This is a genomic window from Falsiroseomonas bella, assembly GCF_003173615.1.
Taxonomy (GTDB): domain Bacteria; phylum Pseudomonadota; class Alphaproteobacteria; order Acetobacterales; family Acetobacteraceae; genus Falsiroseomonas; species Falsiroseomonas bella.
Genome location: NZ_QGNA01000004.1, coordinates 566,649 through 586,691 on the forward strand (window position 1 = coordinate 566,649; position 20,043 = coordinate 586,691).

At 71.8% G+C, this 20,043-nt stretch carries 20 protein-coding genes; 6 read left to right on the forward strand and 14 right to left on the reverse strand.

Annotated elements, in window-relative coordinates; translation table 11 throughout:
* Positions 1-93: 93 nt before the first annotated feature.
* Together DFH01_RS19605 and secD are read right to left on the reverse strand one after the other, a co-directional pair.
* Complete coding sequence (locus DFH01_RS19605) at positions 94-1,071, reverse strand: Bug family tripartite tricarboxylate transporter substrate binding protein (RefSeq protein WP_109872153.1); 978 nt, start codon at positions 1,069-1,071, stop codon at positions 94-96.
* Positions 1,068-3,797: a protein translocase subunit SecD gene (secD, locus tag DFH01_RS19610; protein ID WP_442899713.1), complete on the reverse strand. Its 2,730-nt coding sequence runs from the start codon at positions 3,795-3,797 to the stop codon at positions 1,068-1,070. Before secD ends, DFH01_RS19605 begins: the two co-directional genes overlap by 4 nt.
* Between secD and DFH01_RS19615 the strand changes: the two genes are divergently transcribed.
* Complete coding sequence (locus DFH01_RS19615; RefSeq protein WP_109872155.1) at positions 3,778-4,710, forward strand: Gfo/Idh/MocA family oxidoreductase; 933 nt, start codon at positions 3,778-3,780, stop codon at positions 4,708-4,710. The two genes, secD and DFH01_RS19615, sit on opposite strands and share 20 nt — an antisense overlap.
* Positions 4,711-4,734: 24 nt before the next feature.
* Here the strand turns inward: DFH01_RS19615 and DFH01_RS19620 are convergent, their stop codons facing one another.
* Positions 4,735-5,688 (reverse strand): AraC family transcriptional regulator, encoded by a 954-nt coding sequence (locus DFH01_RS19620; RefSeq protein WP_109872156.1) that lies wholly within the window; start codon positions 5,686-5,688, stop codon positions 4,735-4,737.
* A 222-nt stretch (positions 5,689-5,910) separates the two neighbouring features.
* On the opposite strand from DFH01_RS19620, the gene DFH01_RS19625 reads away from it, so the two are divergent.
* A complete protein-coding gene (locus DFH01_RS19625) occupies positions 5,911-7,455 on the forward strand; it encodes a DUF1254 domain-containing protein (RefSeq protein WP_109872157.1) in 1,545 nt (514 codons plus the stop codon).
* Between the two features lie 23 nt (positions 7,456-7,478).
* On the opposite strand, the gene DFH01_RS19630 is transcribed toward DFH01_RS19625, so the two are convergent.
* Complete coding sequence (locus DFH01_RS19630; RefSeq protein ID WP_109872158.1) at positions 7,479-8,174, reverse strand: ArsR/SmtB family transcription factor; 696 nt, start codon at positions 8,172-8,174, stop codon at positions 7,479-7,481.
* Positions 8,175-8,280: 106 nt separating this feature from the next.
* Here DFH01_RS19630 and DFH01_RS19635 point away from each other — a divergent pair, with 106 nt between their 5' ends.
* Positions 8,281-9,501: an MFS transporter gene (locus tag DFH01_RS19635; RefSeq protein WP_109872159.1), complete on the forward strand. Its 1,221-nt coding sequence runs from the start codon at positions 8,281-8,283 to the stop codon at positions 9,499-9,501.
* Between the two features lie 21 nt (positions 9,502-9,522).
* Here DFH01_RS19635 and DFH01_RS28280 read toward each other — a convergent pair whose 3' ends face one another.
* The 7 genes from DFH01_RS28280 to DFH01_RS19670 all read right to left on the reverse strand — a co-directional run bounded on the left by DFH01_RS28280 (position 9,523) and on the right by DFH01_RS19670 (position 16,622).
* Positions 9,523-10,143 carry a PEP-CTERM sorting domain-containing protein gene (locus tag DFH01_RS28280; protein ID WP_158287829.1) on the reverse strand — a complete coding sequence of 207 codons (621 nt, stop codon included), beginning with the start codon at positions 10,141-10,143 and terminating at the stop codon, positions 9,523-9,525.
* A 517-nt stretch (positions 10,144-10,660) separates the two neighbouring features.
* The gene (locus DFH01_RS19645) at positions 10,661-11,335 is read right to left on the reverse strand and encodes a PEP-CTERM sorting domain-containing protein (RefSeq protein ID WP_109872161.1); all 675 of its coding nucleotides are present in this window, start codon (positions 11,333-11,335) and stop codon (positions 10,661-10,663) included.
* A gap of 353 nt (positions 11,336-11,688) precedes the next feature.
* Positions 11,689-12,699 (reverse strand): lipid A deacylase LpxR family protein, encoded by a 1,011-nt coding sequence (locus DFH01_RS19650; RefSeq protein WP_233256189.1) that lies wholly within the window; start codon positions 12,697-12,699, stop codon positions 11,689-11,691.
* A 149-nt stretch (positions 12,700-12,848) separates the two neighbouring features.
* Entirely contained in the window at positions 12,849-13,505 is a 657-nt protein-coding gene (locus tag DFH01_RS28500) for a PEP-CTERM sorting domain-containing protein (protein WP_233256190.1), read from the reverse strand.
* A 434-nt stretch (positions 13,506-13,939) separates the two neighbouring features.
* Positions 13,940-15,106, reverse strand: coding sequence for a lipid-A-disaccharide synthase (gene lpxB, locus DFH01_RS19660; protein ID WP_109872163.1), 1,167 nt, complete (start codon positions 15,104-15,106; stop codon positions 13,940-13,942).
* Positions 15,103-16,023 carry a carbon-nitrogen hydrolase family protein gene (locus DFH01_RS19665; RefSeq protein ID WP_109872164.1) on the reverse strand — a complete coding sequence of 307 codons (921 nt, stop codon included), beginning with the start codon at positions 16,021-16,023 and terminating at the stop codon, positions 15,103-15,105. The genes lpxB and DFH01_RS19665 overlap by 4 nt, the downstream gene beginning before the upstream one ends.
* Positions 16,020-16,622: a GNAT family N-acetyltransferase gene (locus DFH01_RS19670; protein ID WP_109872407.1), complete on the reverse strand. Its 603-nt coding sequence runs from the start codon at positions 16,620-16,622 to the stop codon at positions 16,020-16,022. Before DFH01_RS19670 ends, DFH01_RS19665 begins: the two co-directional genes overlap by 4 nt.
* A gap of 6 nt (positions 16,623-16,628) precedes the next feature.
* Between DFH01_RS19670 and DFH01_RS19675 the strand changes: the two genes are divergently transcribed.
* Entirely contained in the window at positions 16,629-16,931 is a 303-nt protein-coding gene (locus DFH01_RS19675; protein WP_109872165.1) for a SemiSWEET family sugar transporter, read from the forward strand.
* Between the two features lie 13 nt (positions 16,932-16,944).
* On the opposite strand, the gene DFH01_RS19680 is transcribed toward DFH01_RS19675, so the two are convergent.
* The 3 genes from DFH01_RS19680 to hisI form a co-directional block, all read right to left on the reverse strand.
* A complete protein-coding gene (locus DFH01_RS19680; protein ID WP_109872166.1) occupies positions 16,945-17,277 on the reverse strand; it encodes an STAS domain-containing protein in 333 nt (110 codons plus the stop codon).
* A 67-nt stretch (positions 17,278-17,344) separates the two neighbouring features.
* Positions 17,345-18,388: a CobW family GTP-binding protein gene (locus DFH01_RS19685; RefSeq protein WP_109872167.1), complete on the reverse strand. Its 1,044-nt coding sequence runs from the start codon at positions 18,386-18,388 to the stop codon at positions 17,345-17,347.
* Positions 18,385-18,822 (reverse strand): phosphoribosyl-AMP cyclohydrolase, encoded by a 438-nt coding sequence (gene hisI / locus DFH01_RS19690; protein WP_109872168.1) that lies wholly within the window; start codon positions 18,820-18,822, stop codon positions 18,385-18,387. The genes DFH01_RS19685 and hisI overlap by 4 nt, the downstream gene beginning before the upstream one ends.
* Positions 18,823-18,930: 108 nt before the next feature.
* Between hisI and DFH01_RS19695 the strand changes: the two genes are divergently transcribed.
* On the forward strand, positions 18,931-19,425 hold the full coding sequence (locus DFH01_RS19695; RefSeq protein ID WP_233256191.1) for a Fur family transcriptional regulator: 495 nt from the start codon (positions 18,931-18,933) through the stop codon (positions 19,423-19,425).
* Between the two features lie 131 nt (positions 19,426-19,556).
* Positions 19,557-20,033, forward strand: a complete 477-nt coding sequence (locus DFH01_RS19700) for a winged helix DNA-binding protein (RefSeq protein WP_109872170.1) — start codon at positions 19,557-19,559, stop codon at positions 20,031-20,033.
* The last annotated feature ends 10 nt before the right edge of the window (positions 20,034-20,043 follow it).

Consider the following 20,043-nt stretch of genomic DNA (forward strand, 5'->3'; position numbering starts at 1 on the left):
CTGCGGGCAGGCGCGGCCGCATGGGCCGGATGGCGACGCGCCCGTCTCAAATTAAACCGATTCTCCGCCAAGCGTCACAGCAGCCTAGCTTGGTCACGTCCGTCGCGGAAGCCAAGGTTCTTCTCGCCAGCGCCGGCGCAACGCCTCCTCCTGCCGGCGCAGCAACGCGGTCCAGGGCTCGGGGCCGAGGAAGCGGGGCAGTTGCCCGGCCTCGGCGCATTGCGCGGCAAGGTCCGGGTCGGCGGCGAGCTTCTCCAGCCCCTCCACCAGCCATCCGCGCCAGTCCTCCGGCGCATCCGGCGCCAGGGCGAAGCCGCGCCGCGTGGCGCCGAGCAGCTCCAGCCCCGCTTCCCGAAGGGTCGGCAGGTCCGGCAGCAGCGGCGAGCGGCGGGATGCGGCGATGCCGAGCGCCACCAGCCGGTTCTCGCGCAGGAAGGGAATCGCGTCGGGCAGGGTCAACGCCGCGGCCGCCACATGCCCGCCCGCTGCCGCCTGCCGGGTCGCTGCGGCGGAGGGGAAGACCAGCGGCGTGACGCCGGCGCTCTCCGCCAGGCGCATGCCGGCCATATGCGCCGCAGTGCCCGGCGGCGGGGTGCCGAAGGACACGCCGGTCTGCGCCCGCAGCCCATCAAGGCTCGCCACGCCGCCCGGCGCGGCGACCAGCACCACCGGCTCCTCGATCAGCGCGCCGAGCGGGGCGATCCGGTCGAGCGGGGAGGACTCGCCCGCCTCCACGGCCCGGGCGAGCAGGACGGGCGTGGTGAGCACGCCGATGACGCGTGTGCCGGGGGCCGTTCCGGCAAGCTCGGCGAGGGCGGCGAGACCGCCGCGGCCTGGCAGGTTACGCAGGGCCAGCCGCTGGTGCGGCCAGGCGCGTTCGAGGAACGGGGCCACCTGGCGGGCCCAGCGATCCGGCGAGGAGCCGGGCGGCGCCGGGACCAGCAGAGTGGCAGGCTCGCGCGCCGCGAGCGCCAGGCGCGGCGCGACGCAGCTCGCCGCCAGGGCCAGCAGCCCGCGGCGCGGCAGCCCCCGCCGCGGCACCTGCCGCCCGCCGGGGGCCGCAACGCTCATCCCGGCTGAGCCGCCGCGGCGGAGGCCGGCTCGCTCTTCCGCAGCGACTTCGCGCCGGTGAACAGCACGATCGGCGCTGCGATGAAGGTGGAGGAGGCGGTGCCGATCACGATGCCCGCGATCATCAGCCAGGCGAAGCCGGCCAGCGCCTCGCCGCCGAACAGCGCCAGCGGCAACGCGCTCAGCAGCAACGTCATCGAGGTGCCGATGGTGCGGTTCAGCGTCTCGTTGATCGAGAGGTCCACCAGCTCGCGCAGCGGCATCTGCTTGTACTTCCGCAGATTCTCCCGCATGCGGTCGAACACCACGACCTTGTCGTTGGCGTTGAAGCCGATGATGGTCAGGATCGCCGCGACGGTGGTCAGGTTGAACTCGATCCCCGTCACCACCATCAGGCCGACGACCTTGGTGGTGTCGAGCAGCAGCGTCGCGATGCCGGCGACGGCGAACTGCCATTCGAAGCGGAACCAGATGTAGACCAGCATCGCCAGGAAGGAGAGGCCGAGGGCGATCAGCCCGCCCATGAACAGCTCGGCCGAGACGCGGTTGCCCACCGCCTCCACGCGCAGCACGCGGGTGCCGGGCGCCACCTGGTCCAGCGCGCCGCGCACGGCGGCGACGGCGCGCTGCGTCCCCGCCTCGTCGCCCTGGACGGGCAGGCGGACGAGCACCGTGTCGGGCGCGCCGAATTCCTGCAGCCCGACCTCGCCGAGATCGAGCCCCGAGGTCGCCGAGCGCAGCTGCGCGAGATTGGCCGGCCCCGGCGTGCGCACCTCCATCACGATGCCGCCGCGGAAGTCGATGCCCTTCTCGAGCCCCGGATAGAAGGCCAGCGCGACCGACCCGGTCGAGATGATGGCCGAGACGACCACGCCGATCTTGGCGCCCCTCATGAACGGGATGCGGGTGTCGTCGGGGATCAGGCGGAACAGCGGCCGCGCCAGCCGCTGCCAGAGCGAAAGGCCGGGCCGCTGCAGCACCGGCAGCTCCTTCGGCCGCTTGGTGCGGTACCAGATCGCGATGATCAGCCGCGTCACCACCGTCGCGGTCCACATCTGCACGATGGTGCCCACCGCGACGGTCACCGCGAAGCCGCGGATCGGGCCGCTGCCGAAGCCGTAGAGGCACGCCATGGCGATCAGGTTCGTCAGGTTCGAATCCATGATCGTGCCGGAGGCCTTGGTGTAGCCCGCCTCCAGCGCGTTGATCGGACTTCGCCCGTTGCGCACCTCCTCCCGGATGCGCTCGTTGATCAGGATGTTGGCGTCGAGCGCGGTGCCGAGCGTCAGCACGATGCCCGCGATGCCGGGCAGCGTCAGCGTCGCCCCCAGCACCGTCAGCACGCCGATCATGATGACGACGTTGGCCAGCAGCGCGATGTTCGCGATCCAGCCGAAGAAGCCGTAGGCGAGCCCCATGTAGAGGAAGACGAAGAGCGTGCCGGCGGCGAGCGAGATCAGGCCGGCGCGGATCGCATCCGCGCCGAGCTCCGGCCCGACGGTGCGCTCCTCCACCACGGTCAGCGGCGCGGGCAGGGCGCCGGCGCGCAGCAGCACCGCGAGGTCGGTCGCGCTCTGCACGTTGAAGCTGCCGCTGATCTGGCCGCGGCCGCCGGTGATCGCCTCCCGGATGACCGGGGCGGTGATCACGCGGTCGTCGAGGACGATGGCGAAGGGCCGCCCGACATTGGCCCGCGTGATGTCGGCGAAGCGGCGGCTGCCGACCGAATCGAAGGTGAAGTTCACCACCCATTCGCCGGTGCGGCTGTCCTGCCCGGCCCGCGCATCGGTCAGGTTCGCGCCGTCCACCTCGACGCGGCGGCGCACCGGGTAGCGCTCCTCATTCTGCTCGCCGCGCAGGAACATGGTGCCGGGCGGCGGTGTCGCGGCCTGCAGGTTCGCGTTCTCGTCCAGCAGGTGGAAGGTCATGCGCGCGGTGCGGCCGAGCAGGTCCTTGATGCGAGCCGGATCCTCGACGCCCGGCAGCTGCACCAGGATGCGGTTCTGGCCCTGGCGGGCGATCAGCGCCTCCACGAGGCCGCTCTCGTCGATGCGCCGCCGCACGATCTCGAGCGACTGCTCGACGGCATTCGACGCCTTGTTGCGCAGCGCGACCTCGGTCAGCGTGGCGCTCACCACGCCTTCGGGCGTGGTCGTCACCTCGATGTCGGGCTGCTGCGATCCCGCGCCGGCATTCACCGAGATCGCCGCGTCGCGCAGGATGCGCGCCACGTCGTTCGCCCGCGCCGGGTCGGAGACACGCAGCGAGACGCGGCGCTGCGCCTGGTCGGCATTCAGCCCGGTGTAGAGGATGCGCGGATTGGCCGTGGCCGCGCCGCGGCGGACCGTGTCCACCAGCCCCTCCAGCCGTTCCCGCACCATCGCGGAGGTGTCCACCTCCAGCAGCAGGTAGGAGCCGCCGCGCAGGTCGAGGCCGAGGCTGATCTGGCGCATCCAGCCGGGCATGCTGTCCCGCGGAAGCAGGTTCGGCAGCGACATCAGGACACCGAGGAGGCAGACGCCGGCGATGGCGAGCGCCTTCCAGCGGGCGAAATACATCATGGGCTGGGACAAGCCTGCCGTTCGGGTGGAGCCCGCCCTCCGTTCGGGCGGGAGGCAGGCGTTTGGGGCGGAACATGCGCGGGGGGCAACCCCGATGCAAGCCCGCGCCCTCCCGCACGGGCGGGGGAGGGAGTAGAGGGGGCGCATGAGTCTCCGCCTCGCCATCCTCGGTGCCGGTCATTTCGGCCGCTTCCACGCCCTGAAGGCGGCGAAGGGGCCGCGCGCCCGGCTTGTCGCGGTGCACGACGCCGATGCGGCGCGCGCCGCATCGGTCGCTGCCGAGGCCGGCGCCCCTGCCATGGGGCTGGCGGAGGCGATCGCCGCCGCCGATGCGGTGATCGTCGCCGCGCCCACGCGCTTCCATCATGCGCTCGGCATGCAGGTGCTGCAGGCCGGGCGGCACCTGTTCATGGAGAAGCCGATCGCCGCGACCCTGGCCGAAGCCGATGCCCTGGCGGCGGAGGCCGCGTCCCGCGGCCGCGTGCTGCAGGTCGGGCATATCGAGCGTTTCTCGGCCGCCTTCCGCGCCGTGGTGGCGGCGCCCGGGCGCGACCAGGCGCTCTCCTGGGACGCGGTGCGCGCCGCGCCCTTCCGGCCGCGCAGCCTGGATGTCTCGGTCGTGCTGGACCTGATGATCCACGACATCGACCTGGTGCTGACGCTGGCGGGGGAGGAGCCGGAGGAGGTGACGGCGGTCGGCGCGCGCGTGATCTCGGACCATCCCGACTTCGCCGTGGCGCGCTTCCGCTTCCCCTCCGGCCGGGCGGCGGTCATCACCGCCTCCCGCGTGTCGCTGGCGCTGGAGCGCCGGCTGCGCGTGCTGGGGCGGGAGGGGGAGATGGCGGTGGATTTCCTCGGCCGCAGCCTCGCCGTGCTGCGCAAGGGCGGCGCGGAGCCGGTCGCGACCATGCCCGGCTTCGGCGTGGACCGCGCCGCCTGGACCGACCATGACAGCCTGGAGGCCGAGCAGGCCGGCTTCGCCGCCGCCTGCCTCGATGGCGTGCCGCCCGAGGTGGATGCGGCGGCCGGCCGCCGGGCGCTGAAGGCCGCGCTGGCGGTGGAGGCCGCGATCGGCTGAGGCCTCTGCGAGGCCTGCGGCCCCTCAGGGGCCCCGGCGCTGCCTGGCGGTCGCCAGCGTCTGCGACGGTGTTTCGCCGAACAGGTCGCGATAGGCCAGGGCGAAGCGCCCGAAATGCCAGAAGCCGAGGTCAAGGGCGACCTGCTTGACCATGAGTCCCGCGCCGCCGGCCGCGAGGCGCCGGCGCGCCTCCGCCAGCCGGCGCTGCCGCAGGTAGCGGTGCACGCTGATGCCATAGACCGCATCGAAGCACTGGTTGACGAAGCGCGGGCTCACGCCGAGCGTGGCGCCGATCTCCTCGCTGCAGACCGGGCGTCCAGGCGCCGCGGCGAGATAGTCCACCGCGGCCGAGGTGACGCGCACGGCGCTCCGTTCGCCGCGCAGGCGTCGCGGCGGCGACGGCCGGTCGGCCAGCGCGCCGTCGAGTGCAGCACGCAGGCTGTCCACCAGCGCCGCCGACATCGCGGGGCCCGGTTGGCCGGCCGGCTCAAGACTGGCAAGGGCCGACAGGCCGCGCAGGACCGGCGCCCGCGCAAGCAGGCCCCGAAGCGGCAGGGCGCCCCCCTCTTGCGCCGCGGGCAAGCGCTCGAACACCTCCGCGAAGCGCGCCGCGTCCAGCACCAGCATCGTCCAGCGCTGCCCGTCCGCCACGCGGGCCAGCAGCTCCGCTCCCGGGCCATAGAGCACCGCATCGTCGCGTCCCGGCAGGATGCGGTTGAGCCGGCTTGCCTCCGCCGGGCCGCCGGTCGGGTAGAACAGCGCCCAGCTGCCTGGCGCCACTCGCGCCCGCCCGAGATAGATGCCCTCCAGGGCGTTCGCCTGGACCCGCGCCGGCCCGAGATCCACCAGCCCCATCGTGTAGCGAAAGCGCCCCGGCGAGAGCTGGACGAGTTCGGCCTCGAAGTCGCGCTGCGCCGCGGCCATGTCCTCGACGCAGTCGAAATCGGCCGCCCGGATGACGGGGGCGATGCAGGTCAATCCGCGACTCCCCGCGATGGACGATCCCAGGCGCCGATGCTCTTCCGAATCCGGATAGCGGTTCAAGCTGGGCAGCGCCCCCGAGGGACGGGATAGGATGGCCGCGCGGGACGACCCGCGTCGGAGCATCGTCAGGCCGGCGGCATCGTTGCGGACCGCCCTGCTTCCGGTCGCCGAATCAACCGCCCGGACGCATCGGGCCTCCTTGGACATCCAGCCGTCATGACCACTCGACGCGACCTCGCCCTGCTCGCTGCGGCGGCGTCCGCCCTGCGCGGCGCCTTCGGCCCCGGCACCGCCGAGGCCCAGCCGCTGACCGGCACCCCGACGCCGCCGGCCTTCCGCTACACCACGCCCATGCCGTCCGGCGTCGCCTCCCCGTCCTCGGTCGACACGCGCTTCGGCCGGCTGAATTTCTTCGACGGCGTGCCGGACGCCGCGAGCACGGATGCGCTCTACGACAACCTGGTCTTCCAGCAGGCGGTGCAGGCCTATCTGCTCGGCATCCCGGCGGTGAACCAGGCCTTCAACCGCCAGGCCATCCGCAGCTTCGGCCCCGACAACACCACCATCCCGATCTGGGAACAGCTGGTGGACAGCCGGACGGTCGAGCTCACCGCCAACGACAACACGCCCTACACCTGGTTCTGGGTGGACCTGCGCGGCGGCCCGTTGGTGATCGAGGTGCCGCCGCGCGTGCTCGGCCTGATCAACGACATGTACTATTTCTGGGTCGCGGATCTGGGCCTGACCGGCGCGGATCGCGGGCGCGGCGGGAAATACCTGCTGCTGCCGCCCGGCTGGCGCGGCCAGGTGCCGCAGGGCTACACCGTGACCCGCCCGAAGACCTTCGGCAACGTGGTGATCTGGCGAAGCTTCCTGGAGAACGGCGACCCGCGCCCCGGCGTGGCGATGGTGAAGCAGCGGACGAAGGTCTATCCGCTCGCCCGCGCCGCGAACCCGCCGCGCCTGACCTTCGTGGACGGCTCGACGCGGCCCTTCAACATGGTCGGGCCAGCCGATTTCCGCTTCTGGGAGCTGCTGAACACGGTCGTGCAGGAGGAGCCGCTGTCGGCGACCGACCCGACGAGCCTCGGCTACTTCGCCGCCGCCGGCATCCAGAAAGGCCGCCCCTTCCAGCCGGACGAGCGCATGCGCCGCATCCTGACCGAGGCCGCGGCGACGGGCGACGCCACGGCGCGGGCGCTGTTCTACCGGATGCGCGACCCTGAGGGGATCATCTTCCCCGACCGCCGCTGGAAGTTCGCCTTCGTCGGCGGCTACAAATTCGAGCGCCAGCCCGGCGTGCCGAACCTGAACGCGCGCTCCTTCTACTTCTTCGCCGCGACCGGCGTGACGCCCGCGATGGACACCAGGGTGGTGGGCGAGGGCTCGACCTATCCCTGGACCGCCGAGGATTCCAACGGCAACGCCTTCGACGGCGGCAGGACCTATCGCCTGCGGCTGCCTGGCCCGGTGCCGGTGCGGACCTTCTGGTCCACCATCGTCTACGACACCCAGACCCGGTCGATGCTGCAGACCGACAACCGCTTCCCCTCCGTCAGCAGCCAGAATTCCGGCCTGCAGGTGAGCCCGGACGGCTCGGTGGATGTGTGGTTCGGTCCGACCGCGCCGGCGGGGCGGGCGAGCAACTGGGTGCAGACGATCCCGGGCAAGTCCTGGTTCGTCATCCTCAGGCTCTATGGCCCGCTCCAGCCCTGGTTCGACAAGAGCTGGAAGCCCGGCGACATCGAGCTGCAGGGCTGAAGCCGGGCCGCAGCCGGCGGCGCTCACCCGCGCACCGCCTCCGGCGCGATGCCGAAGGCGTCGGCGAAGCCGGCCCAGCCGACCGGCGTGATCTCGAGCGCCCGCCCGCCGGCCCGCCGCCGCACCCAGCCCAGCTCGAAGCAGCGCGAACACAGCGCGGCGCCGAGCACGCCCGCCACATGCGGCCGCCGTTCCGACCAGTCGAGGCAGGGTCGGCAGAACAGCCGCGTCCGCGCCGGCGTCGCATGGATCCCGAGATCGGCAAGAAAGTCCTGCCCGGCCGGCGTGACGGCGCCGCCATCGGGCGTCAGCTCGATCAGCGCGCGCGCCCGCATCGCATCCGCCATCGCGACCGCCAGCCTGCCGGCGAGGTGGTCGTAGCAGGTGCGGGCCTGGCGCAGCGCGGCGTCGCGCGGCCCCGTCGCCACCGCCCGCCGCGGCGCGGCGGCGGCGACCTCCAGCAGGCCCTCGATCAGCCGCGCGACGGCCGGCGTCGCCAGGCGGTGGTAGCGGTGCCGCCCCTGCCGCTCCATCGCCAGCAGCCCGGCCTCCGTCATGCGCCCGAGATGCCCGCTCGCGGTCTGCGCCGTCACGCCCGCCGCCGCAGCCAGCTCGCCCGCCGTCAGCGCGCGCCCGTCGAGCAGGGCGGCGAGCATGGCGGCGCGGGCGGGGTCCCCGATCAGCGCGGCGGTTTCGGCGAGCGCGGCATTGGTCGGCATGGGGCGAGCATAGCCCGGCGCCGCCGGCGATGCTTCGGCCGCGGCCGAAGCCCCGGCTGCGCGCACCCGGCCAGGATGCCAGGATCGCGCAGCGCGGATCGGCCGGATGAACAACGCGACGGACAGATTCGGATGGCGGGTGGTGGGGGCGGCCTTCGTGGTGGCGGCCTTCGGCTGGGGCATGGGGTTCTACGGCCCGCCGGTCTTCCTCCACGCCGTCGAGACCGGGCGCGGCTGGCCGGCCTGGCTCGCCTCGGCCGCCGTCACCGCGCATTTCCTGGCCGGTGCGGCGGTGGTGGCGCTGCTGCCGCGGCTCTATCGCCGCTTCGGCATCGCGTCCGTCACCCGGGCCGGGGCGGTCTCGGCCGCGCTCGGGGCGCTGGGCTGGGCGCTGGCCGCCGAGCCCTGGCAACTCTTCCTTGCGACGCTGCCCTCCGGCGCGGGCTGGGCGGCGACCGGGGCGGCTGCGATCAATGCGATCGTCTCGCCGTGGTTCGTGCGGCGGCGGCCGGCGGCGCTGGCGGCGGCCTTCAACGGCGCGAGCGTCGGCGGCGTGGTGCTCTCCCCGCTCTGGGTGGCGCTGATCGGCTGGGTCGGCTTCGGCTGGGCCGCGGCGCTGGTCGGCGGGACGATGGTCGCGACGCTGTGGTGGCTCGCCGGGCGGTATCTGGGGCGCACGCCGGCGGGGATGGGGCTGGCCGTGGATGGCGCGGCGGAGCCCGCGGCGCGACCGGTGGCGGAGGCGGCCCCGCGTCTCTGGTCGGACCGGCGCTTCCGGCTGCTGGTGGCGGCGAATGCGCTGGGCCTCTTCGCGCAGATCGGCCTGGTGGCGCATCTGGTGGCGCTGCTCGCGCCCGCGCTCGGCGCGCAGGGGGCGGGGCTCGCGATGGGGCTGGCGACGGCCTGCGCCATCGCCGGCCGCTTCGCCATGGCGCGGCTGCTGGTGCCCGGCGCCGACCGGCGCCGTGCGGCGGCGGCGAATTACGGCGTGCAGGTGCTGGGCTCGGTGCTGCTGCTGGCGGCGGGCGATGCGCCGGCGCTGCTGCTGCTCGGCGTGGCGCTGTTCGGCTTCGGGCTGGGCAATGCGGTGTCGCTGCCGCCGCTGATCGTGCAGCAGGAGTTTCGGGAGGCCGAGGTGGCGCGCGTCGTGGCGCTGGTGGTGGCGACCGGGCAGGCCACCTATGCCTTCGCGCCGGCGGGCTTCGGGCTGCTGCGCGCCGGCGATGCGCCGATGCTGTTCCTCGCCGCCGCTGTACTGCAGACGACGGCTGCGCTGCTGCTGCTGCGCCGCCGAGAGTTGGGCGGCCCGTCGCCGGGCCGCCCATGACTTCGGCCTTGAATGCCGAGGTCAGACGCTCTGGCGCCGGCGCGCCACTGCGGCGATCCCCATCAGGCCGAGGCCGAAGAGCGCCATCGACGCCGGCTCCGGCACGTCCACGACCTGGCCGCCCGAGGTGATCGAGGCGGAGAAGCTCGTGATCGTGTTCCCCTGCGCGGTGAAGGTGTAGGTGGCCGGCGTGTCGTCGTAGCCGGCGCCCCGGAACTGTCCGCCGCCACTGAAGGTGATGCTGGTCTCGCCATCCGGCAGGCGGTTGATGTTGGTGATCGAGAACAGGTCGAAGATCAGGTCGCCGGTGGCCGTGTTCACGACGGCGAAGTTCAGGATGTTCGGAGAGAGCGCGACCGGCCCGGTCCCGACGATCGTGCCTTCCGGAATGTCGGACATGTCGACGCTCGGGTCGTTGATGCCCGCGAGGCTCCCGGTGCCGATCGCCGAGGCCGAGGTGAACGCGATACCCGTCGCGTCGTCGGCATCGCCGGCAGGCAGGATCTCGACAAAGCCTGCCAACTCGACGCCGCTGCCGCTCGGGACTTGTGCGGCCTGGGCCGACGGGCTGAGGAACGTCGCAGCGACGGCGATGCCGGCACCGAGCCCGGCGAGGCGCAGCGTGTTCAATGTTTGGCGCATCCAAAATGTCTCCTTCACCACGGCAGCCGGGCAAATGCCCGCGCCGGCTAGAGGGATACCCAAGCGCCGTGCCGCGCCACGCGGCCAAACGGGGCCGCACCCTCGGTTGAAATGGTTGCTGTTCAATGGCTTGGTGCCTGTCGGCGGATTTGACAGTAACGGTGGGCGCGAGACTGCGCCGGGCCATACAACCTGTGATCCCGTCGCGGCGGCGGACTCACGGGCAGTTGTCGAATGGAAGATCGTATAAGTTATGCAAAACAGGATGCCATTCGCGTTCTGCCTGTGATCTCGCGCGAGGCGATGGCAGGGCGAGGTGCGGCGTTCCGCATATGTCAAAGGGAGCGACAGGCGGCGCGGCATGCCGCGGAGGGGGTGATCCGGCGCCGCGAGGCGCGGTCGTCCGCAAAGCCCGGGCGGGATCGGACCGACCTGGGCGTGGCGGGCTCGCGCCGTCCGGGCACGAGGCGAAAAGGGTACGGGCCGCCCCCAGGGGGAGCGGCCCGCCCGCACTGGTTCAGACGCGGCGGCGCCGGCGCGTCAGGGCACCAAGGCCGACCAAGCCAGCACCGAAGAGCGCCAGGGAGGCGGGCTCAGGCGCCGGGATCGGCGGCGGCTCCTCGCCCGAAACGCGCCCGAGCAGCGCGAAGTAGGACAGGGCCGGGGTCTGCCCGCCATTGTTGAGGAAGGTGATCTCGAACGTCCCGGTGCCGACATTGGGCCCGTCGGGGATCAGCACGTCCTCGAACAGATAGGCGGCGTCATCGGCGCTGCCGCCCTTCAGCACCACGCCGAGGTCGAAATACGCCGGCAGGTTCGGATCGGTGCTCGTGTCGTTGTCGACCCACGTGACCGTCCAGGAACCGCTCGTCGCCCCGACATTCGCCGCGACACTGAAGGAGATGCCACCGATGCCCGAACTTTCCGGCGCATCGGTCTTGTCGAGATAGACGAAGCCCGGGCCGAAAATGTCGTTGAAGCTGGACTCGATGTCGCCCGGATTGTTACCTGTCAGGATGTTGTTTTCGCAGCTCGTCGGCGAGTAGGTGACAGGCGGCGGGTAGTCGATCGTCAGGTCCACATCGCTTGTCGAGCAGACCGCCGCCTGGGCGGCGCCGCTCATCCAGAAAGGTGCGGAGAGCGCAAATGCACCGGCGATAGCGGTGCTGCGCAGCAGGGCTTTAAAACTCATCTCAAAATGCTCCCCCGAGTTGGGTCGGTGGCGGCGCGGCGCGCCGCCGGGTTGACACCATCAAGAGGCGTGCCGTGCCGAACGGCCGCATGGAACTCAGTCGGCACTATGTATATCGTATACAAACAATGGCTTGAACTCTGTCGGAAAACCTTACAGCGCACCGGTGCGCGATGCCGCGGAAGCCTGCTTCAACCACGGCTGCGCAGCAGCGCTTGCCACTCGCAGCGTGTTGATCCCCTGATGCCGCTGTGGTGGAGGATTGCCGGCTCGCCTGCAATTGCAGGCACCTGCGCGCGGACGCCGAGGAGCCTCGGGCGCGGCACCTGTAAACTTGGCTGACAGACGATCGATCAGAACCGGAATGCGACGCTGATCGATCCGAACTGCGCCGGTTCGCGCTGTGTCGTGAATTCCTCGGACCGGATCGTGTAGCTGGCGGTGAGCCTCGCCCAAGGCGTGATCAGGGCCACACCGAGGCTGGCGTCGCCCACCAGCGGCTCGCGCTCGACACTCCGGCTGTCGCGCCAGGTGTTGCCGTCGAGGGAGATGTCATGGGCGACGACACGCCCCTCGACACCCGCGAAGGCGTACCAGCCCCAGCGTTCCACCGGCTGGTAGAACACCGATCCCGCGGAAGCCGGGCGCACGCGTGGCGGGCCGAAATCGGCCTCCAGCTCCGTGCCGATGCGCAGCATCCCGCCGGCCGCGGCATAGGTCGCCACATTGCCGAGGCTGGCCGTCACACTCGGCACGACCCCGACCGAAACGCCGTCCCACACGCCGGTTGGCCGGTTGACCCGCCATTGCCGCGTCAGGATCAGGTTCACCCCGGGCTCGTCCTTGAGCTGATAGTTCCAGCCCTCGGCGCGGGGGACGTTGATCAGGTCGTGCGCGTTGCTCTGCACCTGCTCCGCCAGCGAGGACGGGCCCACCACGCCGAGCTGCAGCTCGAGCGAGCCGAGCGCGGTCGGCGTGTAGGACATCAGCGTCAGCGAGCCATAAAGCCAGCCGGCATAGGGGCGGTCGGTGGGGTCGGGGTCGTGCCGCTCGGTATCCTCCGGCGTCCAGATCTTCTGCCCGAGCGCGACGCCCCAGCGCGCCACGCCGCCGGACGGGAACAGCAGGTTCGGCCGCTCCGTCAGCCCCGCCAGCCAGGCGGGCGGATCGTAGGAGGGGGAGCGCCAGGCGAAGAGCAGCCCGTTGGTGTAGTAGCGATCGTTGCCGGAGAAGGTGTCGTTCTCGTAGATCGCGACGAAGGTGCCGGAGGGATCGACGGTGCGCCCGGGCACGGTTTGCGCCGCGGCCGGTGTCGCGGCGAGCAGGAGCAGCGCCGTCGCGACAACCGTTGTCCGCCTCGACACCCCCCGGACTCCGGGCATCAGCGCTTTCCGAAGGGGAAGGTGGCCAGCATGGTGGGTGAGGGGTAGCACCGTGCCGGCATCGCAGCCAGACGCGTGCGATGCCCTCGGCTGTATGGGGCTGCCCCCGGCCGGGCCGGGGGCAGGGATCGTCAGCGGGATGCGCGCCGCGTCCGCAGCCGCGTGGCGCTGGCGAGGCCCAGGAGCCCGAGCCCGAACAGGGCCATGGAGGCCGGCTCCGGCACCGGGATCGGATCGGGGCCGGTCGAGCCCGGGTCGATGCGCACCTGCTTCACGTCGACGACCAGCAGGTTGATCGAACCGCTGGTCGTGAAGCTGACCTGGCTGAACGCGATCAGCGGGTTCGTGCTGACCGTGAACTTGTTCTCCCCGTTATCGTCGAGGGTGAAGGCCGCGCTCGGGCCGGTCACGTCGGTGTCGAAAGTCACGGAGCCGCTCTCGCCGTCCGCGATGTCGATATTGAGCGCGAGAAGCTCCGCGGCCGACGGAACGATGAAGTCGATCGTCAGGCTGCTGAAGCCCGAGCCGATCGCCTCGATCGCAGCCTGTCCGCCGCCGGCGACCTCGATCGGCTGGTCCGCGGTGAACACGATGATCGCGTTCTTGTTGGTGTTCAGGCAGCCCTGCACGACGAAGTCGCCGGGCGTGGCATCCGCGTCGGCGGTGCAGCCGTTGAAGATGACATTGTTGCCCGTGCCGATGTTGTCGGTCGTGACGACGATGTTCGCCTTTGCGCCAGTCGCCCAACCGGCAAGCACGACCCCCACTGCCAGGGCCGCGCCGGTCAAGAATCTCTGCATCACAAGGTCCCCTCTATGCTGTTGCCACGCTTGAAGGCCGCGCCGCGACGGGAGGGGTTCAATATGCGTGCCACGCCATTTTTTGCGGTGCGGCGGTGGCCGTCAGATAAAATGCGTATTTTACAATGAGTTGCTTGAGGATCTGGGGTGTCGGCAATTCTTACAGTGATCTCTCGCGGTGCCTCAGCCGGCCTCAGGTTCCAATGCTGCAACCGGCCATAGTTGGCGATCACAGGATCTCTTGCGCCGAAGGCGAGTATAACAATGATTTGAAGAAGTCATGGCTTACCATCGGGAGAATGAAAACTTGCCTGCACACGTATGCGGAGAGGTGCAGCCGGCTCATCGGGATCGGACCATGGCTTCGGCGGCGACCTGTAAAGAACGCCGACAGGCGGGACGGCGCGCCGTTGCCGGGGGCGTCAACTGGCCCGCAGCGTGGCGAGGACCGCGGCCGCCGCCGCCTCGCTCGGGGCCTGGCCTGGCGGATGCAAACGCTCGAGCACCGCGCGCAAGCCATCGCGCTGCGCGGCTGCGACTGATGGTTCCGTCAGCAGGCGTTCCAGCGCGGCGGCGATCGCCTCCGGCGTCGCGAATCGCTGCAGGAATTCCGGCGCGACCTCCCGCTCCGACAGCAGGTTCACGAGGCTTGCGAAGGGTACGCGGGCCAGCCGCTCCACGATCCAGGCGGTGACCGGGTTGATCCGGTAGGCGATGACATGCGGCACGCCGGCGACGGCCATCTCCAGGCTCGACGTGCCGGACTTGATCAGGCCGACGCTGCCGGCCGCCGCGACGGCGGCGAAGGCGTCGTGCTTGGCATCCAGCGTCTCGACCAGGATCGGCGCGCCGGGCCAGCCGGCCACGCCCGCCCGCACCGCCTCCGCCACCAGGGGCGAGACCGCAACAACGGGCCGCAGCCCCGGCACGCGCTGCGCCAGCAGGCCGAGCGTCGCGCCGAACAGCGGCAGCAGGCGCTGCACCTCCATCCGCCGGCTGCCCGGCATGACCAGCAGTGGCCGTTCTTCCGGCGACAGGCTGTGCGCGGCACGGAAGCGCGCGGCGTCGCCGCCATCGGCGCCGCTTTCCAGCACGGGATGGCCTACGAAGGTTGCCGGGATGCCCGCATTGTCGAAGATCACCGGCTCGAAGGGCAGCAGGCAGAGAACGCGGGCCACGCGCTCCCGCATCTTGCGCACGCGCCCCGGCCGCCAGGCCCAGATCTGCGGCGCGACGTAGTGGATCACCGGGATGCCGAGGGGCTGCACCCGCTCCGCCAGGCGCATGGTGAAGCCCGGGCTGTCGATGGTGACGATCGCGGCGGGGCGGCGGGCGGCGATGTCGGCCGCGGTCTCGCTCAGGCGCCGCGCGACGTTGCGGATGTTGGGCAGCACCTCCAGCAGGCCCATCAGCGCCAGCTCGCGCATCGGGAACAGGCTGGCCATGCCCTGCGCGGCGAGCAGGTCGCCGCCGATGCCGGCGAAGCGGAGGCCCGGCTCGCGCGCCCTGAGCGCCGCGACAAGCCGCGCGCCGAGCGCATCGCCCGACGCCTCGCCGGCCACGATGTAGATCAGGGGCGCGTCGGTCATGCGAACTCCGCGGGCTCCGGCGGCGGGACGGGGCGCCTGGGCCAGTCGCGGTGGTTGCGCACGGCGCCGTGCTCGCGCACCGCGTCGAGCCGGGCGGGATCGAGGTCGCAGAACACCCATTCCGCCGCATCCAGCCGCCCGGCCGCCAGCACGCCATCCTCCGGGAAGCCGCGATCGGCCGGGCCGAACACCGCGGCATGGCCGCGATTGACGTCGAGCGCGGCGGACCAGGGCGCCTTGCCCACGGTCGGCGTGCAGGCGACGTAGCACTGGTTCTCGATCGCGCGCGCCGCGGCGGAGACGCGCACGCGGGTGAAGCCGTGCAGCGTGTCCGTGCAGGAAGGCGACAGGATCAGCCAGGCGCCGGCCTCCACCTGCACCCGCACGAGCTTGGGGAATTCCACGTCGTAGCATATGGCGATGCCGAGCCGGCCCCAGGGCGTGTCGAAGACGCGCGGCGGCGCGCCGGATTCGATGCCCCAGCGCTCGGTCTCGAAGCGGGTCATCATCCGCTTCTCCTGGAAGGCGAGGCGGCCATCGGGGGCGATCAGCGGCGCCCGCGCCACCACCCGCCCGCCATCCTGCATCGGCAGCGTGCCGGCCAGCAGCCAGGTGCCGGCGCGCATCGCGGCCGCGCGCATCTCGGCCAGGATCTCGGGCGCATGCGCGACCATGGCGGCGAGTTCGGTCGGCTCGTCGGTCGCCGCTGGCGGCGCGGGGCCATGATCGGGGCGGCCGACCAGGGCCGCGCCGAGCTCGACGCAGGCATATTCGGGCAGCACGAGCAGGTCGGCGCGTGGCGCCGCCTCGGCGATCCAGCGGTCGAGCTTGGCGCCGAACTCCGCGATGTCGGCGGGCCGCTCCACCGGGTATTGCAGCAGGCCGAGCCGCAGCGGCCGTGCCGGCGGGGCGCTCATGCGTCGAGCTCCTTCAGCCAGAAGGAGAGGGTGTGCGGCGTCTCCGCCGCCGCTCCGATCTCCTTCCAGTCGAAGGTGACGGTCAGGTCGGGCCGCGGCGTGTAGCCGCGGCGCCGCCAGAAAGCGTCGAGCGGGACGTAGCCGGCCGGACGGCGCGGATCGGCGGCGTCGCGCAGGACGCCGCAGAAGGCGGTGCGGCGCAGGCCGAGGCTTCGGGCATGGGCCTCGCGGTCGGTGAAAAAGCGCACCCCCGCGCCCTGGCCGCGATAGCGGGCGAGCAGCACCGATTCGCCGAGATAACAGAATCCCGCGGGGTCCAGCCCGGCCACGACGAAGGCGTCCCGGACCTGGCGGTGGCTGGTCGCCATCGGCGCGCAGGTCGCCGCCCCCACCACCGCGTCCCCGTCGCGGCAGACCACGACCGCCGCACCCGCGTCCTCCGCATAGTGGCGCAGGTAGCCGCGCTCATAGGCCTCGTCGCCCTCGTAGAGATAGGGCCACTCGCGGAACACGGCGATGCGCAGCCGCGCCAGGTCCGGCAGCAGCGGCAGGAGCGCCGGCCCGGACAGGGTCTCGAAGCGCAGATGGACGTCCGACATCGGCCGATGCATAGGCAGCCGCCCGATGCGGGGAAAGGGGACCGTCGCGTGGATCCGGTGGAGCTTATCGGTCTTCTGGCCGGCGTGCTGACGACCTCGGCCTTCGTGCCACAGGCGCTGCAGACCTGGCGGACGCGCTCGGCGCGGGACGTCAATCTCGGCCTGATCGTGTTGCTGGTGGTCGGGAACTCGCTGTGGTTCGCCTATGGTGCGCTGGTGGGGTCCTGGGGGCTGGTGGCGGCCAACATCGTGACCGTGCCGCTCTGCGCGCTGATCCTCTGGGTGAAGCTCAGCGCCGCGGCGCGATGACGCGGCTGCGCCTTCAGCCGAAGGAGGCTGCGGCCGCGTCCCGGGTCGCGTGGATCTCCAGGATCTTGTCGAAGCCGCTGATCTCCAGCACCTCCCGCACGGAAGGCTGGGGCGCGGCGACGGCGAAGCCGCCGCCGGCGACGCGTGCCATCTTGGCCGCCTTGAGCAGCACGCGCAGGCCTGCCGAGGACACGTAGTGGACCTCGGCGAGGTCCACCACCACGCTTCCGCCGTCGGCCAGCATTTCCAGCAGCCGGGTCTCGGCCGCCGGGGCCGTTGCGGTATCGAGGCGACCGCGGAGGCCGGCCACCTTGGCCGTGCCGGCCGTGCTCTCGATGATGTCCATGCCGGAATCCTGTCCGCTCATCCGTGGAGGCGGTCAAGCCGGAAGGTTGCGCGGGGCGTCGTGGCTGTCAACGCGCCGCGCCGGCGGCGAGAAAGGCGCCGAGCCCATCCCGAACGACCTTCGGGTCGAGGTCGCGCAGGATGAAGACAAGGCGCGATCGTCGCGTCTCGCCGGGCGGCCACGCGGCCAGGCGGCGCGGCGGGTGGAACTGCCCCTGCACGCCATGCACGACGACGGGCTGCGATTCGCCCGCGAGGTCGAGCACGCCCTTCACCCGCAGCAGCGATGCGCCGCGGGTCATCCCCAACATCTCGAGAAAGCCGGCGAGCCCGTCCCAGGGCAGCGGCGCGTCGTAGTCGAGGCAGAGGGCGCGGATGCGGGCGTCGTGCCGGTTGGGGTCATGATCATGGTGGTGGTGATGGTGATGGCCGGGCGCCGCGGCGCCGACCCAGCGCGCGACGTCGGGCGCCTTGGCCGCGGGGTCGAAGGGGCCGGCGCCGAGGATCGCCTCCGGCGCCACCGCACCCCCGACCGCGCGCAGGATCGGCGCCACCGGGTTCAGCGCCCGCAGCCGGGCTTCCAGTTGCTCCGTCGCCTCCGGCGCGGCGAGGTCGGTCTTGCTCAGCACGATGCGGTCGGCGACGGCCGCCTGCCGCACCGCTTCCTCCTGCGCATCCAGCGTCGCCGCGCCGGCCTGCGCATCCACCACCGTCACGACTCCGTCGAGGACGAAGCGGAGCCCAAGGCGCGGATCGGCCATCAGGGTCGCAAGGATCGGCGCGGGATCGGCGAGGCCCGTGGTCTCCACGATGACGCGGCGGATGGGCCGCCCGGCGAGGATGCGATCCCACAGCCCTTCGAGCGCACGCAGCAGGTCGCCGCGGACGGTGCAGCAGAGGCAGCCGGCATTCAGCAGCACCGCCTCCCCGTCCAGCGTCTCGACCAGCAGGTGATCGAGGCCGATCTCGCCGAATTCGTTGATCAGCACGGCGGTGTCGGCCATCTCCGCCCGGCCGAGCAGGGCGTTGAGCAGGGTGGTCTTGCCGGCGCCGAGGAAGCCGGTGAGGACGGTCAGCGGGACCGGCGCGGCGCCTCCCCCCGCGGCGCTCATCGGCCGTAGAGCTCCGCCGGGTCCGCCTCGGGCTCGGTCAGCGCGACCAGCGCGTCGCCGCGCATCGCACGGTAGAAGCAACTGCGCCGCCCGGTGTGGCAGGCGACGCCGGTCTGGTCCACCAGCGCGAGCAGTGTGTCGCCGTCGCAGTCGAGCCTGAGGTCGATCAGGCGCTGCACCTGCCCCGATGTCTCCCCCTTGCGCCACAGCGCCGCGCGGGAGCGGGACCAGTAGGTGACGCGGCCGGTGGCGAGCGTCTCCTCCAGTGCGGTGCGGTTCATCCACGCCATCATCAGCACCTCGCCCGTGTCGTGCTGCTGCGCGATGCAGGCGACGAGGCCGTCGCGGTCGAAGCGCACGGCGTCGACCAGGCGGGCGCGGGAAACGGGATCGGGGAGGGCGGGCACGGAATCGGCCGGGGCGTCGGAAGCCATGTTCAGGGGTCCGCTGCGACGTTACTCTATATCGCATATCGCGCGCCGAAGGCGGCGCGTGAAGGCCGGGCCGCGACGGCGCGGCCGAGCGAGAGGGGAATGCCGCTTATGGCCGAAGCCGGCATCATGGCAGGCACGCAGTCGGTGGAGGCGACGCTGGACGAGGCGGCGGCGGCCTGCGCCGCCCGCGGCGCGCAACTGACCGACCTGCGCCGGCAGGTGCTGCGGCTGATCCTGGCCGCGCCACATCCCATCGGCGCCTACGCCCTGCTGGACCAGCTTCGCGCGGAGCGGCCGGGTGCGGCGCCGCCCACCGTCTACCGGGCGCTGGATTTCCTGCGGCAGCAGGGCCTGGTGCATCGCGTGGAGCGGCTGAACGCCTTCGTCGGCTGCACCGGGGCGGAGGCGCATCACGCCTGCGGCCACGGTCATGACCACCCGCACCAGTTCCTGATCTGCAGCGTCTGCGGCGCGACGGCGGAGGTCTGCGATTCGCGGGTGAGCGAGGCGGTGGCCTCGGCGGCGCGTGCGGCCGGATTCCGGCCCGTCCGGATGACGGTGGAGGTGGAAGGGCGCTGCGCGGCCTGCGCCGAGGTTACGTAGAGAAATCAATATTTTAACGATATCTTACAAAGCAAGAGAAACAAAATGTAAAATCACAATTTCGTGAGTATCGGATCGTAATAAGAACATGTTCTTGCAGCCGCCCGGCCCGCTGGCCCAAGCGGGAGGGGATGGCTGACTCTTCCTCGATTGCTCAACGCCGCCTCGGGGCGCTGGCGCTGATCCGGGCCCTCCGCCGCCTGGACTACGAGAACGGCATCAAGCACAGCGGAATCGCACTCGACGTCGGCATCCTGCTCTATGAGCGCGCCGGCACGGCGCTGACCGTCAAGGAGCTTTGCGCGCTGACAGGCTACAGCGGCCCGACGGTTCGCCTGGTGATGAACCGGCTGGTGAAGGCGGAGGTGGTCACGGGCGCGCTCCGCCAGCGGCGCACCGTCGCCTATGCGCTCACGCCCAAGGGCACGGCCGCCTTCGACGTCTATGTCGAGCGGATCTGGGACTTCGGCCAGGCGGTCGCAGCCGGCGATGTCGGGGCCTTCATCGCCGCTGCGGAGGCCGCGCCCCCGCCGGCTCGCAGGAGCAGCCGGCGCCGCGGCACCCCCCGCGGCCAGATGGAATCGCCCGACCGCGAGGCGGCGGACTGATCGGTTCCGG

What these genes read in the sequence shown, in the direction of transcription:
- DFH01_RS19605 (WP_109872153.1), bottom strand. Translation starts at nt 1,071, where the DNA reads ATGAGCGTTGCGGCCCCCGGCGGGCGGCAGGTGCCGCGGCGGGGGCTG.
- DFH01_RS19615 (WP_109872155.1), top strand. Translation starts at nt 3,778, where the DNA reads ATGAGTCTCCGCCTCGCCATCCTCGGTGCCGGTCATTTCGGCCGCTTC.
- secD (WP_442899713.1), bottom strand. Translation starts at nt 3,797, where the DNA reads ATGGCGAGGCGGAGACTCATGCGCCCCCTCTACTCCCTCCCCCGCCCG.
- DFH01_RS19625 (WP_109872157.1), top strand. Translation starts at nt 5,911, where the DNA reads ATGACCACTCGACGCGACCTCGCCCTGCTCGCTGCGGCGGCGTCCGCC.
- DFH01_RS19630 (WP_109872158.1), bottom strand. Translation starts at nt 8,174, where the DNA reads ATGCCGACCAATGCCGCGCTCGCCGAAACCGCCGCGCTGATCGGGGAC.
- DFH01_RS19635 (WP_109872159.1), top strand. Translation starts at nt 8,281, where the DNA reads ATGAACAACGCGACGGACAGATTCGGATGGCGGGTGGTGGGGGCGGCC.
- DFH01_RS28280 (WP_158287829.1), bottom strand. Translation starts at nt 10,143, where the DNA reads ATGCGCCAAACATTGAACACGCTGCGCCTCGCCGGGCTCGGTGCCGGC.
- DFH01_RS19645 (WP_109872161.1), bottom strand. Translation starts at nt 11,335, where the DNA reads ATGAGTTTTAAAGCCCTGCTGCGCAGCACCGCTATCGCCGGTGCATTT.
- lpxB (WP_109872163.1), bottom strand. Translation starts at nt 15,106, where the DNA reads ATGACCGACGCGCCCCTGATCTACATCGTGGCCGGCGAGGCGTCGGGC.
- DFH01_RS19665 (WP_109872164.1), bottom strand. Translation starts at nt 16,023, where the DNA reads ATGAGCGCCCCGCCGGCACGGCCGCTGCGGCTCGGCCTGCTGCAATAC.
- DFH01_RS19670 (WP_109872407.1), bottom strand. Translation starts at nt 16,622, where the DNA reads ATGTCGGACGTCCATCTGCGCTTCGAGACCCTGTCCGGGCCGGCGCTC.
- DFH01_RS19675 (WP_109872165.1), top strand. Translation starts at nt 16,629, where the DNA reads ATGCATAGGCAGCCGCCCGATGCGGGGAAAGGGGACCGTCGCGTGGAT.
- DFH01_RS19680 (WP_109872166.1), bottom strand. Translation starts at nt 17,277, where the DNA reads ATGGACATCATCGAGAGCACGGCCGGCACGGCCAAGGTGGCCGGCCTC.
- DFH01_RS19685 (WP_109872167.1), bottom strand. Translation starts at nt 18,388, where the DNA reads ATGAGCGCCGCGGGGGGAGGCGCCGCGCCGGTCCCGCTGACCGTCCTC.
- hisI (WP_109872168.1), bottom strand. Translation starts at nt 18,822, where the DNA reads ATGGCTTCCGACGCCCCGGCCGATTCCGTGCCCGCCCTCCCCGATCCC.
- DFH01_RS19695 (WP_233256191.1), top strand. Translation starts at nt 18,931, where the DNA reads ATGGCCGAAGCCGGCATCATGGCAGGCACGCAGTCGGTGGAGGCGACG.
- DFH01_RS19700 (WP_109872170.1), top strand. Translation starts at nt 19,557, where the DNA reads ATGGCTGACTCTTCCTCGATTGCTCAACGCCGCCTCGGGGCGCTGGCG.